At 54.6% G+C, this 15,509-nt stretch carries 17 protein-coding genes; 10 read left to right on the forward strand and 7 right to left on the reverse strand.

Annotation, left to right across the window (positions count from 1 at the left end; genetic code table 11):
- Positions 1-75 precede the first annotated feature (75 nt).
- Entirely contained in the window at positions 76-315 is a 240-nt protein-coding gene (locus NKJ21_RS14500) for a DUF1435 domain-containing protein (RefSeq protein WP_012542928.1), read from the reverse strand.
- Between the two features lie 70 nt (positions 316-385).
- On the opposite strand from NKJ21_RS14500, the gene NKJ21_RS14505 reads away from it, so the two are divergent.
- From NKJ21_RS14505 to fhuF, 3 genes are all read left to right on the forward strand, one after another.
- The gene (locus tag NKJ21_RS14505) at positions 386-556 is read left to right on the forward strand and encodes a hypothetical protein (protein ID WP_012542929.1); all 171 of its coding nucleotides are present in this window, start codon (positions 386-388) and stop codon (positions 554-556) included.
- A 23-nt stretch (positions 557-579) separates the two neighbouring features.
- Positions 580-1,626 (forward strand): GGDEF domain-containing protein, encoded by a 1,047-nt coding sequence (locus tag NKJ21_RS14510; protein WP_008807534.1) that lies wholly within the window; start codon positions 580-582, stop codon positions 1,624-1,626.
- 111 nt (positions 1,627-1,737) lie between these two features.
- On the forward strand, positions 1,738-2,526 hold the full coding sequence (gene fhuF / locus NKJ21_RS14515; RefSeq protein WP_016160257.1) for a siderophore-iron reductase FhuF: 789 nt from the start codon (positions 1,738-1,740) through the stop codon (positions 2,524-2,526).
- Positions 2,527-2,574: 48 nt separating this feature from the next.
- Here the strand turns inward: fhuF and NKJ21_RS14520 are convergent, their stop codons facing one another.
- The gene (locus tag NKJ21_RS14520) at positions 2,575-3,918 is read right to left on the reverse strand and encodes a PTS cellobiose transporter subunit IIC (RefSeq protein WP_008807536.1); all 1,344 of its coding nucleotides are present in this window, start codon (positions 3,916-3,918) and stop codon (positions 2,575-2,577) included.
- 333 nt (positions 3,919-4,251) lie between these two features.
- On the opposite strand from NKJ21_RS14520, the gene NKJ21_RS14525 reads away from it, so the two are divergent.
- On the forward strand, positions 4,252-4,710 hold the full coding sequence (locus NKJ21_RS14525; protein ID WP_008807537.1) for a YbaK/EbsC family protein: 459 nt from the start codon (positions 4,252-4,254) through the stop codon (positions 4,708-4,710).
- Between the two features lie 5 nt (positions 4,711-4,715).
- Here NKJ21_RS14525 and bglJ read toward each other — a convergent pair whose 3' ends face one another.
- From bglJ to pobA, 4 genes are all read right to left on the reverse strand, one after another.
- Complete coding sequence (bglJ, locus tag NKJ21_RS14530) at positions 4,716-5,390, reverse strand: DNA-binding transcriptional activator BglJ (RefSeq protein ID WP_022065583.1); 675 nt, start codon at positions 5,388-5,390, stop codon at positions 4,716-4,718.
- A complete protein-coding gene (locus NKJ21_RS14535; RefSeq protein ID WP_008807539.1) occupies positions 5,351-6,073 on the reverse strand; it encodes a LuxR C-terminal-related transcriptional regulator in 723 nt (240 codons plus the stop codon). Before NKJ21_RS14535 ends, bglJ begins: the two co-directional genes overlap by 40 nt.
- Before the next feature lie 264 nt (positions 6,074-6,337).
- Positions 6,338-7,219 carry a helix-turn-helix domain-containing protein gene (locus NKJ21_RS14540; protein ID WP_023297031.1) on the reverse strand — a complete coding sequence of 294 codons (882 nt, stop codon included), beginning with the start codon at positions 7,217-7,219 and terminating at the stop codon, positions 6,338-6,340.
- A gap of 16 nt (positions 7,220-7,235) precedes the next feature.
- Positions 7,236-8,420, reverse strand: coding sequence for a 4-hydroxybenzoate 3-monooxygenase (pobA, locus tag NKJ21_RS14545; RefSeq protein WP_022065581.1), 1,185 nt, complete (start codon positions 8,418-8,420; stop codon positions 7,236-7,238).
- A gap of 281 nt (positions 8,421-8,701) precedes the next feature.
- Here pobA and NKJ21_RS14550 point away from each other — a divergent pair, with 281 nt between their 5' ends.
- The 6 genes from NKJ21_RS14550 (at position 8,702) to opgB (ending at position 14,433) form a co-directional block, all read left to right on the forward strand.
- Positions 8,702-9,478 (forward strand): threonine/serine exporter ThrE family protein, encoded by a 777-nt coding sequence (locus tag NKJ21_RS14550; protein ID WP_008807542.1) that lies wholly within the window; start codon positions 8,702-8,704, stop codon positions 9,476-9,478.
- On the forward strand, positions 9,469-9,942 hold the full coding sequence (locus NKJ21_RS14555) for a threonine/serine exporter (RefSeq protein WP_012542936.1): 474 nt from the start codon (positions 9,469-9,471) through the stop codon (positions 9,940-9,942). Before NKJ21_RS14550 ends, NKJ21_RS14555 begins: the two co-directional genes overlap by 10 nt.
- 102 nt (positions 9,943-10,044) lie before the next feature.
- The gene (gene dnaT, locus NKJ21_RS14560; RefSeq protein WP_049138961.1) at positions 10,045-10,584 is read left to right on the forward strand and encodes a primosomal protein DnaT; all 540 of its coding nucleotides are present in this window, start codon (positions 10,045-10,047) and stop codon (positions 10,582-10,584) included.
- Between the two features lie 2 nt (positions 10,585-10,586).
- The gene (gene dnaC, locus NKJ21_RS14565; RefSeq protein ID WP_008807545.1) at positions 10,587-11,324 is read left to right on the forward strand and encodes a DNA replication protein DnaC; all 738 of its coding nucleotides are present in this window, start codon (positions 10,587-10,589) and stop codon (positions 11,322-11,324) included.
- A 65-nt stretch (positions 11,325-11,389) separates the two neighbouring features.
- Positions 11,390-11,884, forward strand: coding sequence for a DUF2501 domain-containing protein (locus tag NKJ21_RS14570; protein WP_008807546.1), 495 nt, complete (start codon positions 11,390-11,392; stop codon positions 11,882-11,884).
- Between the two features lie 257 nt (positions 11,885-12,141).
- Positions 12,142-14,433, forward strand: a complete 2,292-nt coding sequence (opgB, locus tag NKJ21_RS14575; protein ID WP_012542938.1) for a phosphatidylglycerol--membrane-oligosaccharide glycerophosphotransferase — start codon at positions 12,142-12,144, stop codon at positions 14,431-14,433.
- 60 nt (positions 14,434-14,493) lie between these two features.
- Here opgB and NKJ21_RS14580 read toward each other — a convergent pair whose 3' ends face one another.
- The gene (locus NKJ21_RS14580; protein ID WP_164875686.1) at positions 14,494-15,444 is read right to left on the reverse strand and encodes an Rpn family recombination-promoting nuclease/putative transposase; all 951 of its coding nucleotides are present in this window, start codon (positions 15,442-15,444) and stop codon (positions 14,494-14,496) included.
- Positions 15,445-15,509 lie beyond the last annotated feature (65 nt).

Raw genomic sequence — 15,509 nt, forward strand, 5'->3', positions numbered from 1 at the left:
TCAGGTGTTAGTGTCCTTACGGACGTGGGGGTTCAAGTCCCCCCCCTCGCACCAATATTCTTTTCTCTTCCGGCATTATCCCCCCAGTTTAAAATCCAGAATCATCAGCATTATTCCACCAATCAATGCAACGCAAGATGGCAGCAGGATAAAGTGGCGCAGTTGACGATGCCATATCATCGCTGCGGACATCAGCATGCCCACCGTGACCAGCGCCCGCCACACATCGGCCGAGACTCCGGCATACCCGAGAGCGGCAATCAGCACGCCGGGAACCACCACACCCCAACCACTCCCTAATGCCCGCTGCAACATGGTTTCACCTCTCAAAACGATAATGATAACCAATATCATATGATAACATTTATCATTTGTCATTTGCGATGTGCTTTGCGTCTTTTTCTTTACGTTCGCGGTAATGACATACATTCATGAAGGTGATAAATTAAGCGGATTATCGATATATATTAAATATTTTGCTTATTTTGCAAATAACCTTTTTTTGCACATTGTTATCAGACTCTTCATTTTTGGCTTTCATCATTTTGAAATTTAACGACTAATAATGATTCTTCCGATATGACTGCACAAACCTGGCGAGCACACTACGCACAAAAATATCAATATTCCTTACGGCTTTTTTTACTGCTTAATTTCATTTCCTCCTCTCTGTCGCTGGTCAGCCCACTATTTACGGTAGTTCGTTTTACGCTGCCCTGCGCCCTGATCGTGGCCTGCAGCGGGCTGTTGCTGCTCTGGCACTGGAAATGGCCGCAAGCGAAAATAAATATTCCGGCTATCTCGTTGTTATTTGGCATGCTCTGGGCATGGCACGTGGTGGCAAAAGCGATGCTATTGACACCGCCGCATTTTAACTATCTGGTAATCGCCCTATTAAGCATTCTGTTTATCGGCACCATCGCTTTTTCCAATAATATCACTGCCTTTACCCTTCACTCTTTACCGACTTTCCTTATCTGCCTGATAATGTCAGAGGGGGAACAATGGTTGCGCATGACCTACTGTTTTGTGCTGCCTATTGCCGGTATTACCCTGCAAAATATTATCCAGAAGCGCAACGATGCCTTCACGCAAGGATTAATGGATAAACTGATGCAGGAACGCAACACGCTCAACGATCTCAGTATGCTGGATCCCCTGACCGGTTTGTATAATCGCCGCGGGCTACAGAACCGCCTCGACACCCTGCTGGCACTGGACGGCGACAACCACTTTGTGCTGCTCCTCGATATCGATCACTTTAAAGCCTATAACGACCACTATGGCCATATGATGGGCGACCAGGCGCTGATTCGCGTCTCTGCCGCGATCCGCAACGCCGTGCGCTCACGCGATATTGTCGCTCGTTTTGGTGGGGAAGAATTTATGGTCCTGCTGACCAACAGCAGCGAGGAAACCGCCTGGCAGGCTGCCGAACGCATTCGCCAGCGGGTCTATGATCTGAAGATCCCGCATATGTTTAATGAAAGTGTCGCCACCAACGTGACCATCAGCATTGGCCTGACGCCGCTCATTGATGACAACATTGAGCAAGCGCTGGCACGAGCCGATGGCGCACTGTATGAGGCCAAAAATAAAGGACGCAATATTATTCTTGCCAGTTAGCTTTTCCTTCGCGCGCCGCGGTATCGCGGCGCCGACAAACTCCTTGCCATGCCGCCTGCAAACAACTAATATCAGGAATCATTATCATTTAGATTTGTATCTGGAAATCAAATGGCCTGGCGCTCCCTTTCTCTTAGCGACGAACTCATCTGGCGGGCTCCCTTCCCGACGGCTGAACGCGCGCTGGCGGAGAGTCTTCGGGCAAAAATCACTGCCCTGCGCCCTCATCTGCTGGATTTCCTACGTCTGGATGAGCCTGCCCCGCCGCATGCGTTAACGCTCGCCGAGTGGTCGCAACCCATCGCGTTACGCTCCCTGCTGGCCACCTGGTCCGATCATATCTATCGTCATCAGCCCACGCAGCCGCGTGAACAGAAGCCCCTGCTCTCGCTCTGGGCCCAGTGGTATATCGGCCTGCTGGTGCCGCCGCTGATGCTGGCGCTGCTTAATGAACCGCAGGGACTCAGCCTGGCGCCAGAACATTTCCATGTCGAATTTCACGAGAGCGGTCGGGCTGCCTGCTTCTGGATTGATGTGCATAACGATGCCAGGATAGCAGCGCTTTCACCGCAGGCGCGGATAGATGCCCTGGTGATTCGTACCCTGCAGCCGGTTGTTGAGGCGCTGGAAGCGACGGGCGAGATCAATGGCAAACTTATCTGGAGTAATACCGGCTATCTGATCAACTGGTATTTAGGTGAAATGCGCACGCTGCTGGGCGATGAGCAGGTCGCCGCTCTGCGTCAGCACTGCTTCTTTGAAAAACAGCTCGCCGATGGTCAGGATAACCCGCTGTGGCGAACGGTGGTGCTGCGTGAAGGGCTGTTAGTCCGACGCACCTGCTGCCAGCGCTATCGCCTGCCGGATGTCCAACAGTGCGGCGACTGCACGCTGAAATAACGCCCCCTACCTCAAAATTAACGGGCGGCCCTTGCCGCCCGTTGCTATTTATGCGGTCTGTTGACTCTCCTGCTCCGCTCGCTCGGCCTCTTCCGCTTCCTGAGCAAGCAGCTGTTTCTCATACACCTTAAAGAACGGGAAGTAGATAATCGCCGACACGCAGGCCAGAACGATCACCAGAACCGCCGCCCGAAAATCCCAGCCCAGCGCCCAGGCGCCGCCAATCGGTGCTGGCGCCGTCCACGGTACCACCGAGATAACGCGGCCAATCAGATCCAGCTTCATTGCTGCCCAGGCCAGCACCGCGTTCACCATTGGCGCCAGCAGGAACGGAATAAAGAACACCGGATTCATGACGATAGGCGTCCCAAAGATAACCGGCTCGTTAATGTTAAACAGGCTTGGCACCACGCTCAGACGGCCAATGGAGCGCAAATGCGCTGAGCGGCTACGCAGATAACAGAACACCAGCCCCATGGTCGCCCCGGAACCACCAACCACTATGAAGAATGTCCAGAACGCCTCCATGAAGATATGCGGCAGAGGCGCCCCCTGGGCCAGCGCCTGCTGGTTCATACCGAGGTTGGTCAGCCAGAACATCTGCAGCATCCCGGACACAATCGCGGCACCGTGGATCCCGGCGAACCACAACAGGTGGCCAATAAGCACCGCCAGCAGAATTGCCGGCAGAGAGTCGGCTGCCGAAACGAGCGGTTTGAAGATGGCCATAATGGCCTGCGGGATCAGCATGTCAAAATGGTGCTGGATAAACAGACTCAGCGGATACAGCGTCAGCACGACCACCAGCACCGGGATCAACAGATCAAAGGAGTTTTTGATCATCGGCGGAACCTGGTCCGGCAAGCGGATCCCAATGTTGTGCGCTTTCAAAAAACGCATCATTTCCACGCAATAGATCGCCACCAGAATCGCGGTAAAGATCCCGGTCCCCCCGAGGCTATCCACCGGCAGCGTGCCATTGGTCTTCGGCGCGGCAATCAGCAAAAAGGCCATGATCGACAGCATTGCGCACATAAAGGGATCGAGCTGATTGGATTTCTCGTAGTGCTTACCGAGGTTATAGGAGATCGCCGCGCAGATGTAGATCGACATGATCCCCATCGTCATATCAAAGGGGGTCAGAATACGCCCCTCAAATTCTTTTGCCAGATCCAGCCAGGCGCGAGCAAAACCCCAGGTGGTATCCGGTGAGAAAGGTGGATAAGCAAACACCAGCAGGAACGATCCGACGATCATAAATGGCATCGCTGAGATAAAACCGTCACGGATAGCCATGACGTGACGCTGCGATGAGATCCGCCCTGCTATGGGGCTTATGTAATTTTCTACAAAGCGAAATATCAAATTAAACGCAGCATGGTTAGCAGACATAGTAGCCCTCCTGACAGGCTATTGATACTGGCCCAACAACGATTACCCTGCCGTTACGATGACCGCTTTTTGATGCAGCAGGCCGCTGATGGATTACCGGCTATACTGCTCATGACGCAACGATTCATACACGGCTCTTATGTTATAAATAAAGTGAGAAGTGACTGTTCCAGTATTCATCTCTACGCGCACAACCGCAACCGGTTACAGTAACCGGTTACGGTGAATGTGAAGGAGATCGACAAAATAGAAAGAATCTGGATTGTCCGCGCTGTTATTTACACTCCGCCAGGCTTGTGACAGATTTAACCAGGCTTAAATCAGGAGAATCCAATGAGTCTGCAGTCTGTACGGCAGTTTTTTGCCGAACACGCCCCCGATATCGAAATTATTGAGTTAAATCAGAGTACCGCCACCGTCGCGCTCGCCGCTGCCGCACACAACGTTGAGCCTGGACAAATCGCCAAAACGCTGTCGCTCAAGATCAAGGATAAGATTGTACTGATCGTCGCCAGGGGCGATGCGCGGCTGGATAACAAAAAGCTGAAAGAGACCTTTGGTGCGAAGGCCAGAATGTTAAGCAGCGATGAGGTGGTGACCTGGACCGGTCATCCGGTAGGCGGCGTGTGCCCTTTTGGTCTGGAAAATCCGCTGGCCGTCTATTGCGACGTCTCGCTCAGGCACTATCAGGAGGTGCTACCCGCAGCGGGAGCCATTCACAGCGCCGTTCGTATTGAACCAGAACGATTGGCGCAGCTCACCGATGCGACATGGGTAGACGTGTGTTTATAGCCGCGTTACGCCACCTGTTTAACGGCGTTGTTCGCGCCGCTCATCGGTAAATGCAGCAAGATATCCGCCGCGTTTAATAAACCGATATCTGAGCGAACCCCGAGCTTGGTCATGGCGTTAAATTTATGCGCGCGGATAGTTTTAATGTTCCGGTTCAGCTGTATCGCAATATCAGAAAGCGAATATCCCCACGACATATACCGAAGGATGGCGTGCTCCGTTGGACTTAGCGGATCGTTGCACGCCTCTCTGTCGCAAAATTGTTCGCTGCCGCTGAGGTGATGATTGTCCAGCAACTGTAACAAACGCTCCTGTAACCCGCGTCGCGGCGCGGATTTATTCAGTATGCCGTGCAGACAGGCCGGCATAAGATGGCCGATCAGATGCATTTCACTTTCATTATTAGCCAGAATAATTGCCTGGACTTCCGGCCGACACCGCGCCATTTCATGAACAAAAAGCAGACTCTCAGCTCGTGAAGAACGGCTTCCCGAAAGAGAAAAGATAATGGCCGACCAGGAAAACGATGTTTCCGCCGCCCTGAGCATACTGACATTTTTAAAGAGATGAATATGATATCGGCTATTATCTTCACGACTAAAGATATAGCGCCAGGCCATTTCCGTCATCACACATTTTTCTACGATGGCGACATGGCGGGTTGTGCTATTTTTTTCCATTCCATTTGCTCCCCGTAAGCTGAATTGATATTCAGCTCTTGCATTCCCTGCACGCTGTTGATCCAGGCATACATTTCAGCATTGCTTCGCAGTGATAAGCGTCGCATTGCGCTATTTTTCTGCGCACTGATGGTTTTATTGCTCTTTTTCAACAGCGCAGCGATCTGATTGATTCCCCATCCCTTTGCCAGAAGACGCAAAACCTTGCGTTCCGAAAGGGTCAGCATCGCCGCAGAGTGGTAGCTTGCGAAATCGCTATCCTCGTCTCCGGTGAACAACGTCCGGCTAATTTGCTCAGCGGCACGACTGCCGGCGCAAATCACCTCAATCAACCGGTTAACCGGCTCACTCTCCGAGATCAGCGAACTTTCAGGGCGAATTAAAAGCTCAACGGCCAATGGATAGAGGCTGTCACTGACCATAAAAACCCAGTGAATATCACGATACTGCGTCATCAGAGAGTAATACCGTTCGCAGACGGCACGGGGATGCGCAATCTCGCCGGAGATATCCGCGACGACCAGCACTGCCCGCCGCAGTTGCAAAAGGGTGAGCTCATCATGAGAACGACAAAAACTGAGTTCGTAATCAGGGAGATTTTCATTGAAGATAACCTTTAACCCTGACTGCATGACGGGAATTTTACTAATAACAACACCAAACTTACCTTGTCCTGGTAACATAACACCTCCGCTTCCTGTCGAAGTTCCTTCGCCTGCCGGCAAACAATCGGCGCTTAACATCATCGCCTTATCATTCTCTGAATGAATATAAAAAGTATATTCATGGCCTGCGTACACGGTATACGTTACGACCGAACCGTGGTCATACCGTGTAAATATTATTGCTGTGTATACTTGCGATTAATATTAGCACAGACGCTCCTGCGCTAATAAATTAGAAAAGATAAAACTATTATTTAGCAAAAGTAATTTCAGGCACGTGAGTTATAAAGCATTATCTTTGATTGTTTCTCTAAATGCTTTAGGCGACATCCCGCTATAGCGGCGGAAAAAGCGAGAAAAATAGGCAGCATCACTAAACCCTAAGTAATCAGAGAGTTGTGTTACCGTCATGCGGGTGTACTGCAGATTGCGTCGCGCTTCCAGCATCAGGCGTTGATGCAATACTCCCAGCGCGCTACAGCCATAGAACTCGCGGCATAAATAATTTAAGTGCGTGACCGACAACCCAATTAGCTTCGCATACTCCGCCAGCGGGAGATGCTGCCGGTAGTGGCTCTCAATAAGCCGGGAAAAGTGGCGCATCATACTGCGCTTCCGCTCCGCTTTATCTTCCGCGGGCGGTGCGGGGCGGCACTGCCGGTTCAGCCAGACCAGCAGCGTCCCCAGCAACGAGTACAACATCATCTCCCGGGCATCATGCTCTTCGCAATATTCCTCGCGAAGCGCCGAAAATAGCGTATGCATATGCCCCCGGGAACGGCCTACCGGCACGCACTGCGGTACGCTAAGCACATCCAGCGGCCGGCCGAACTGGTTTTCAAACCGGCTCAGCAGCGGCAGCGCCAGGGAGAGCACATACCCTTGTGTCCCGGGTGAAAAATGAAACCCATGAATACAAAGGGCGGGAACCACCTGGATGCAGGACGCCGTCATCACCGCGGTGGCGCCTTCAATTTCGATCTCCGCCCGGCCCTGATGCAGGTAGAGGAGCTGGACCATTTCCGCATGCTGATGAACGCGAATATGCCACTCATACAGACTGCTACGCTGCAAAATCGACTCGCAGTGCAGCAGGTCCGGCGTTGGCCAGCCGCGCTCTTCGCCATACAGCTTAAATACGGGGACGACTTGCATGGGCGGCATAATCACTCCTCTTTAGTCAGGTAACGCGTTCCATGGGCAAGCCCACGTAGTTTTCCGCGATGGTGGTCAGCCCGGCGCGGGAGCCAAGGTAGTAGCGGCGGTCGGCGGCCTGCATTTTGGCGTCGAACGCATTCTGGTCCGGGAAATCATGCAGCAGGCGAGTCATAAACCAGCTAAAGCGTTCCCCTTTCCACACCCGATCCAGCGCCAGTTGCGAGTAGGTCGCCAGCAGATCGCTGCGGCCACGATGATAGTATTCACGCAGGATCCTCCACAGGTAGTTAACATCCGATGCCGCCAGGTTTAACCCTTTGGCGCCGGTTGGCGGAACAATATGCGCCGCATCTCCCACCAGAAACAGCCGCCCATACTGCATCGGCTCCACCACGAAACTGCGCAGCGGGGCAATGCTCTTCTCAAGTGAGTGACCAGTCACTAACCTGGATGCTAGGTCCTCCGGCAAGCGGCTTTTCAGCTCCTGCCAGAAACGTTCGTCCGACCAGGCTTCAACCTTATCGCTCAGCGGAACCTGTAGATAATAGCGGCTGCGCGTAAGTGAGCGCTGACTACACAATACAAACCCCCGCTGATGGTGTGCATAAATCAGCTCCGGATTGACCGGCGGCGTATCCGCCAGCAGGCCTAACCAACCAAACGGCCACACGCTCTCGTAGGTTTTGAGAATGTCAGCGGGAATGCTTTGCCGTGACACCCCGTGAAAACCGTCGCAACCGGCGATAAAGTCGCACTCCAGGCGGCAGGTTTCACCTTCGCTGAGGTAGGTGACCGTCGGTCGGTCGCTTTTCGCGTCATGAATAGCCACCTCGCTCACGCCATAGACGATCGGCGCGCCGCTGGCGGCCCGGGCCGCCATCAGATCGCGGGTCACTTCCGTCTGGCCATAAACCATCACACTCTTGCCGTCAGTCAGCTCGCTCAGTGCGACGGGTACCCGCTGGCCATCAAACAGAAACTCCACCCCATGATGCACCAGGCCTTCGGCATCCATCCGCTGCGCCACGCCCGCTTCGCGTAGCAGATCGACGGTGCCGCTTTCCAGAATTCCCGCGCGGATGCGCCCCAGCACATACTGTGGCGTTTGACGCTCGAGGATCACGGTATGGATCCCGGCGTTGTGCAACAACTGCCCCAGCAGCAGCCCGGAGGGACCTGCGCCAATAATCGCGACCTGTGTTTTCATAGGGTTGTCTCACTCTTGCAGGGTTAATTATTTGTATATTTTTTGTTTAATAAAAGTACTTTCCTGCATTTTTGATAAGTCAGACGGGAAAATGAAGGGATGAATGGCGGCAAAAATTGCACTTTTCACCAAACTGGCAAAAGTGTGGGATGCTTCAAATTCTGCCGCCCCGCCAGCCGGGACATTTTTGCATATTATTTGATCCCGCCCCCCTCAGCCGCTACGGCGCTTCAGGTTAAAGTATCGACAGATAACCAGACGTCGCGGACAGCAGAGGAATTATGCAGGTTGATCGGTCACAGCAGCGGGCAATCACACGATTGTGCATCCAGTGTGGTCTTTTTTTGTTACAGCACGGCGCCGAAAGTGCGCTGGTGGAAGAGCTATCCACCCGCCTCGGACGGGCGCTGGGAATGGACAGCGTCGAAAGCGCCATCTCGTCTAATGCCATCGTGCTGACCACCATTAAAGATGGCGAATGTCTCACCTCAACGCGTAAAAATGTCGACCGCGGCATCAATATGCATGTGGTAACGGAAGTGCAGCACATTGTGATCCTCGCCGAACATAAGCTGCTCGACTATCGCGATGTCGAGAAGCGCTTTGCGCAGATCGTTCCCTTGCGTTATCCGCGCTGGCTGCTGGTCATCATGGTGGGGCTCTCCTGCGCCTGTTTCTGCAAACTGAATAACGGCGGCTGGGACGGCGCGCTGGTCAGCTTCTGCGCCAGTACGGTAGCCATGTACATTCGCCAGGTGCTGACCCACCGGTCCATGCATCCGCAGATCAACTTCTGCATCACCGCCTTTGTCGCCACAACCATCTCCGGGCTGCTGCTACGCCTCCCGGCCTTTGCCAGTACGCCGACCATTGCCATGGCCGCCAGCGTCCTGCTGCTGGTTCCGGGTTTTCCTTTGATCAACGCCGTCGCCGATATGTTTAAAGGGCATATTAATACGGGGCTCGCCCGCTGGGCGATCGCCAGCCTGTTAACCCTTGCCACCTGCATTGGCGTGGTGATGGCGATGACCGTATGGGGGCTGCGCGGATGGGCATAATCTCGTTTATTTTCGCACTGGCGGAAGACATGCTGCTGGCGGCAATCCCTGCCGTTGGTTTTGCCATGGTCTTTAATGTCCCCCAGCGCGCCTTGCGCTGGTGCGCGCTGCTGGGGGCGATCGGTCACGGCTCGCGCATGGTCATGATGAGCGCCGGTTTTAACATTGAATGGGCCACCTTTCTCGCCGCGCTGCTGGTGGGCAGCATCGGCATTCAGTGGTCACGCTGGTATCTGGCGCATCCGAAGATTTTTACCGTCGCCGCCGTGATCCCGATGTTTCCCGGCATCTCGGCCTATACCGCGATGATCTCCGCGGTAAAGATCAGCCATTTTGGCTATTCTGAAGAGATGATGATTTTGCTGCTGAGCAATTTTTTAAAGGCGTCGTCTATTGTGGGCGCCCTTTCTATTGGCCTGTCGATACCCGGTCTGTGGCTGTATCGTAAGCGCCCTCGCGTCTGATCCCGGCGTCGCGGTACAGCCGCGACGCTCCTTCCGCGACGGGCTCTGTGCTACTATGTGCAGATCACCCCACTCTTTGCAGTTCAGAGTTGAGATAGAGTTATGTCTTCGCGAATTTTAACCTCCCATTTTAGCGGCCTGGAAGAGTTCCTCCAGCAGCACGCGGCGCTGCTGGCGAAATCAACTGACGGCACCGTTGCCGTTTTTGCCAATAACGCGCCGGCATTCTATGCGCTGACGCCAGCGCGGCTGGCGCAGTTGCTGGAGCTGGAAGCCAGGCTGGCGCGCCCCGGCTGCGACATCGCGCTTGACCCGCAGTTTTTCGAGGAGCCATCCGCGGCGCCAGTTGCGGTGCCAATGGGCAAATTTGCCATGTACGCGGACTGGCAGCCTGACGCCGATTTTCAGCGCCTGGCCGCGCTGTGGGGCATTGCCCTGAGCCAGCCAGTCACGCCGGAAGAGCTGGCTGCCTTCGTCGCTTACTGGCAGGCGGAAGGTAAAGTGTTTCACCACGTGCAGTGGCAGCAGAAGCTGGCGCGTAGCGTGCAAATCAGCCGCGCCAGCAACGGCGGACAGCCGAAGCGCGATGTGAACAGCGTGAGCGAACCCGACAGTCATATTCCGCGAGGTTTCCGAGGATGAGCATGAAAAACGTGGGCGACCTGATGAAGCGTCTGCAGAAAATGATGCCGGCCCATATCGAACCGGCGTTTAAAACCGGCGAAGAACTGCTGGCCTGGCAAAAAGAGCAAGGCCGGCTGCGTTCCGAAGCGCTGGAGCGGGAGAATCGCGCGATGAAAATGCAGCGCACCTTCAACCGCTCAGGGATCCGCCCGCTGCATCAGAACTGTTCCTTTGATAACTACCGCGTCGAGTGCGAAGGACAGATGAACGCCCTCGCCCGCGCACGTCAGTATGTGGAAGAGTTCGATGGCAATATCGCCAGCTTTATCTTCTCCGGTAAACCGGGGACCGGCAAAAATCACCTGGCGGCAGCCATCTGCAACGAGCTGCTGCTGCGCGGGAAGTCGGTCTTAATCATCACCGTGGCCGATATTATGTCGGCGATGAAAGATACCTTTGGCAACCGGGAAACGAGCGAAGAGCAGTTACTGAGCGACCTCAGCAAAGTCGACCTGTTAGTGATTGATGAAATTGGTATGCAGACGGAGTCTCGCTATGAGAAGGTCATTATCAATCAGATAGTTGACCGTCGTTCTTCATCCAAACGGCCTACCGGGATGCTCACCAACAGTAATATGGAAGAGATGAACAAGCTGCTCGGCGAGCGGGTAATGGACCGTATGCGGCTGGGGAACAGTCTGTGGGTTATCTTCAACTGGGAAAGTTACCGGCACCGCGTCACTGGCAAGGAGTATTAAGAGATTTCCGGACGATGACGGCGTTATACTAAAGCGATTATTCAGTCACGCTTATGAGTCCGTCTATGAAATCGTTTAAAAATGGCTTACTTGCCGCTTTTGCCGCCAGTGCATTTACCCTCGCCGGCGCTCACGCTGCCTCCTGGCAGGATTCTCTTAACAGCGCCGCCAGCCAGCTTAGCGGCAGCAGCACCCAGGCTGGCAGCGGCGGCATGTCCGTCTCCTCGCTAACCAGCCTGCTCAGCGGCAGCAGCCAGTCTCTGACCGCCAGCAGCATGAATAATGCGGCCGGGATCCTGTCATATTGCGCGCAACAGAAACTGGCCTCCGTGACCAGCGCCGATAACGTCAAAAACCAGGTGCTGGATAAACTGGGACTCAGCACGCCGGAAAAACAGAAACAAGACACCAACTATCTCGATGGCCTGCAGGGCTTGCTCAACAGTAATAACGGCCAGCAGCTGGACCTGAATACGCTTGGCAACAGCTCGCTGGCGAAACAGGTGAAAACCAAAGCCTGCGATCTGGTCTTAAAACAGGGCGTTAACTTCCTCTCCTGATACGTACTGCTCATGCCGCGTTTGTTGCCTTCGCGACGGCAGCGCGGCCTGAAACGGTTTTTTTACCCTTTTTCCCTCTCCGCTTCCCCGCCACACCCGATGCGACACCGATCAAAAAAGGCAACATCTAAACCAATTCTGAATAACTGCACAGTTTCATGACGCTAGAATTGCAGCAAGATGGCGCTGCAATTACAGTGTGGCGTGAAAAGTAATCTATTCTGCCAGCCGACAACTGGCGCTAATGAGGATGAGCTGTGTCAGAGTTGTTATCCATCGCCTTATTTTTAGCTTCGGTGGTGCTGTATGCCTGGAAAGCGGGTCGTAACACCTGGTGGTTTGCCGCCACGCTCACGGTGTTAGGTCTGTTCGTGGTGCTGAACATCACCCTCTACGCCAGCGACTACTTTACCGGCGACGGCATCAACGACGCGGTGCTCTATACCCTGACCAACAGCCTGACTGGCGCCGGGATCGGCAAATACATTCTGCCGGGCGTCGGGGTGGGCGTCGCGCTGGTTGCCGTCTTTGGCGCGCTGGGCTGGGTGCTGCGCCGCCGTCGGCATCATCCTCATCACGTCGGTTACAGCCTGGCGGCGCTGCTGCTGGCGCTGGCCTCCGTGGATGCCAGCCCGGCCTTCCATCAGATCAGCGAGCTGGTGAAATCGCAGTCACGGGAAGGTGACCCGGACTTTGCCGCATACTACAAAGAGCCGTCGAAGCGTATCGACAATCCACAGCTGAACCTGGTCTATATCTATGGCGAAAGCCTCGAGCGTACCTATTTTGATAACGATGCCTTTCCTAACCTCACCCCTGAGCTCGGCAAAATAAAAGATCAGGGCCTCGATTTCAGCAATACCATGCAGCTCCCGGGGACGGATTACACCATCGCCGGTATGGTCGCCTCGCAGTGCGGCATTCCGCTGTTCGCGCCGTTTGAAGGCAACGCCTCGGCCTCGGTCTCCAGCTTCTTTCCCCAGAATATCTGCCTTGGCGATATCCTGAAAAACTCCGGCTATGAAAACTATTTTGTGCAGGGAGCCAACCTGCGCTTTGCCGGCAAAGACGTGTTTCTCAAATCCCACGGCTTCGATCACCTGTACGGGGCGGAAGAGCTCAAAACTACGGTAGCGGATCCCGCCTATCGCAACGACTGGGGCTTCTATGACGACACCGTGCTCGATGAGACGTGGAAAAAATTCGAAGAGCTGTCGCGCTCCGGTAAACGCTTCTCGCTGTTCGCCCTGACGGTGGATACCCACCACCCCGATGGCTTTATCTCGCGCACCTGCGAGCGTAAACGCTATGACGTGGACGGTAAGAAAAACCTCTCCTTCAGCGCCGTTAGCTGCAGCCAGGAACATATCGCCGCGCTGATAGAGAAGATTAAAGCCTCACCCTATTTCAAAAACACGGTCATCGTGGTCTCTTCCGATCACCTGGCCATGAAAAACAGCGCCTGGGATTACCTCAACAAGCACGATCGCAGCAATCTGTTCTTCGTCCTGCGCGGCGATAAACCGCAGCAGGAGACCCTGGCGGTGAAACGCAACACCATGGATAACGGCGCGACGGTGCTCGATATTCTCGGCGGCGATAACTATATCGGCCTCGGGCGCAGCAGCCTCTCCGGCCAGTCGCTCTCCGGTATTTTCATGAATATGAAAGAGAAGGTCCTGGCCTGGAAACCGGACGTGATCCGCCTGTGGAACTTCCCGAAAGAGATGAAAAACTTCACCATCGATTCGCAGAAGAACATGATCGCCTTCTCCGGCAGCCATTTCCGTCTGCCGCTACTACTCAGGGTATCAAACCAGCGCGTTGAACCGCTGCCGGAGAGCGAATACTCTGCGCCGCTGCGCTTCCAGCTGGCCGATTTCGCGCCGCGGGATAATTTCGTCTGGGTCGATCGCTGCTATAAAATGGGGCAGCTGTGGGCGCCTGAACTCGCGCTCTCTACCGACTGGTGCGTCTCGCAGGGGCAGCTGGGCGGTGAGCAAAAGGTTCAGCACGTCGATAAGCCGCAGTGGCAAGGCAAAACCGCTTTCAGGGATACCCTTATCGATATGGAGCGCTATAAGGGGAACGTCGATACGCTAAAAGTCGTCGACAACGATATTCGCTACAAGGCCGACAGCTTCGTGTTTAACGTCGCCGGCGCCCCGGAAGAGGTCAAGCAGTTCAGCGGCATTTCGCGTCCCGAGTCCTGGGGTCGGTGGTCCAATGCCCAGCTGGGCAGCGACGTGAAGATTGAATATAAAGAGCCGCTACCGGAAAAATTTGATCTGGTGATCACCGCCAAAGCTTACGGCCCAAACGCCAATAAGCCGATCCCGGTGCGGGTAGGTGAAAGTGAGCAAGTGCTTACGCTGGCCAATGATGTGACCACTACGACGCTGCATTTCGACAACCCGTCGCGCAGCAACACCCTGACCATCACTCCGCCGGACCCGCAGTCCACCAACGAGGGCAATATCCTTGGTCACTCCCCACGTCAGCTGGGGATCGGAATGGTGGAGATCAAAGTGGTGAAAAGCGAAGGCTAAAACCATCCTGCCCGGCGGGTTTCCGCGCCGGGCAACGGTTGCCGTGGCAGGGCGTTAACCCTACAGCGGCTGTAGTTCATCAGCCGACAATCCAGTGATTTTCTGTACCATCTCTTTGTCGAGGCCATTTTGTAACATACTGCCGGCAATGCGCAGCGCCTCGCGCCGGCTTCCTTCCTGCAAGCCCTCCTGGTGCCCTTCTTCCCGGCCTTCTAGTCGACCTTCTTGCCGACCTTCTTGCCGACCTTCCTGCTTAAGCTTTTGCGCGATAGACATCAGTGTCTCCTCATACTGTGGCAGACGGCGGGCCAGCCGGCGGAGAAACACGCCCGGCTCGGCCGTATTACCGTACTGCAGCATATAGTGAAACAGCATTCTCAACTGCCGACGGTTAGTGTATCCCAGCATCACAACGGCCGCCAACGACTCCGTTATGCCGCTGAGATCGCGCTGGCGAATATGTTTTTGCATCAGCTCCAGCAAGGCGACTCGCCGATGCTGCACGATGTCATCGTCCGGCATCACCGTAACGTCGATCAACGGAAACGAACAGCCATACAGCGTCTTCGCCATTTGCGGGTCGGCAAATTCATCCAGCCAGTTGAGGGAAAAGGGGTATGGACTGGTCACTCCGTGATAAAAAAGCATCGGCACCACCAACGGCAGCGTTTTGTGCCCGGCATCCAGATGGCGCTGCATTGCGGCAATCGCATAGCGCATCAGGCGAAACGCCATATGGTTATCCGGTGAGCTCTGATGCTCTATCACCACATAAACATACCCCGCACCGCAGGTAGTTTGCACCGACCAGAGGACGTCCGAATACCAGGCGCGCAGATCCTCATCGATAAAGCTCGCCGATTGCAGTCTCAGGGTAGCGAAATCGCACTGCTGGCGGATCGCTTCGGGAAGGTAGAGGGCGAGGAAATCATTCGCCGTCTCCGGGTGGCGAAGAAATCGTTTAAAGACCGCATCGTGCGGCGTCGAGGTCATCCGTTTTTTCATGGCCATCCGCTTGCCTGAAAGAGAAGGAAAGCCGGACTCTACCACCGGTTTTTGCCCGGTGGGGTTTGACG

This window comes from Klebsiella sp. SWET4, from assembly GCF_024296565.1.
Taxonomy (GTDB): domain Bacteria; phylum Pseudomonadota; class Gammaproteobacteria; order Enterobacterales; family Enterobacteriaceae; genus Klebsiella; species Klebsiella variicola.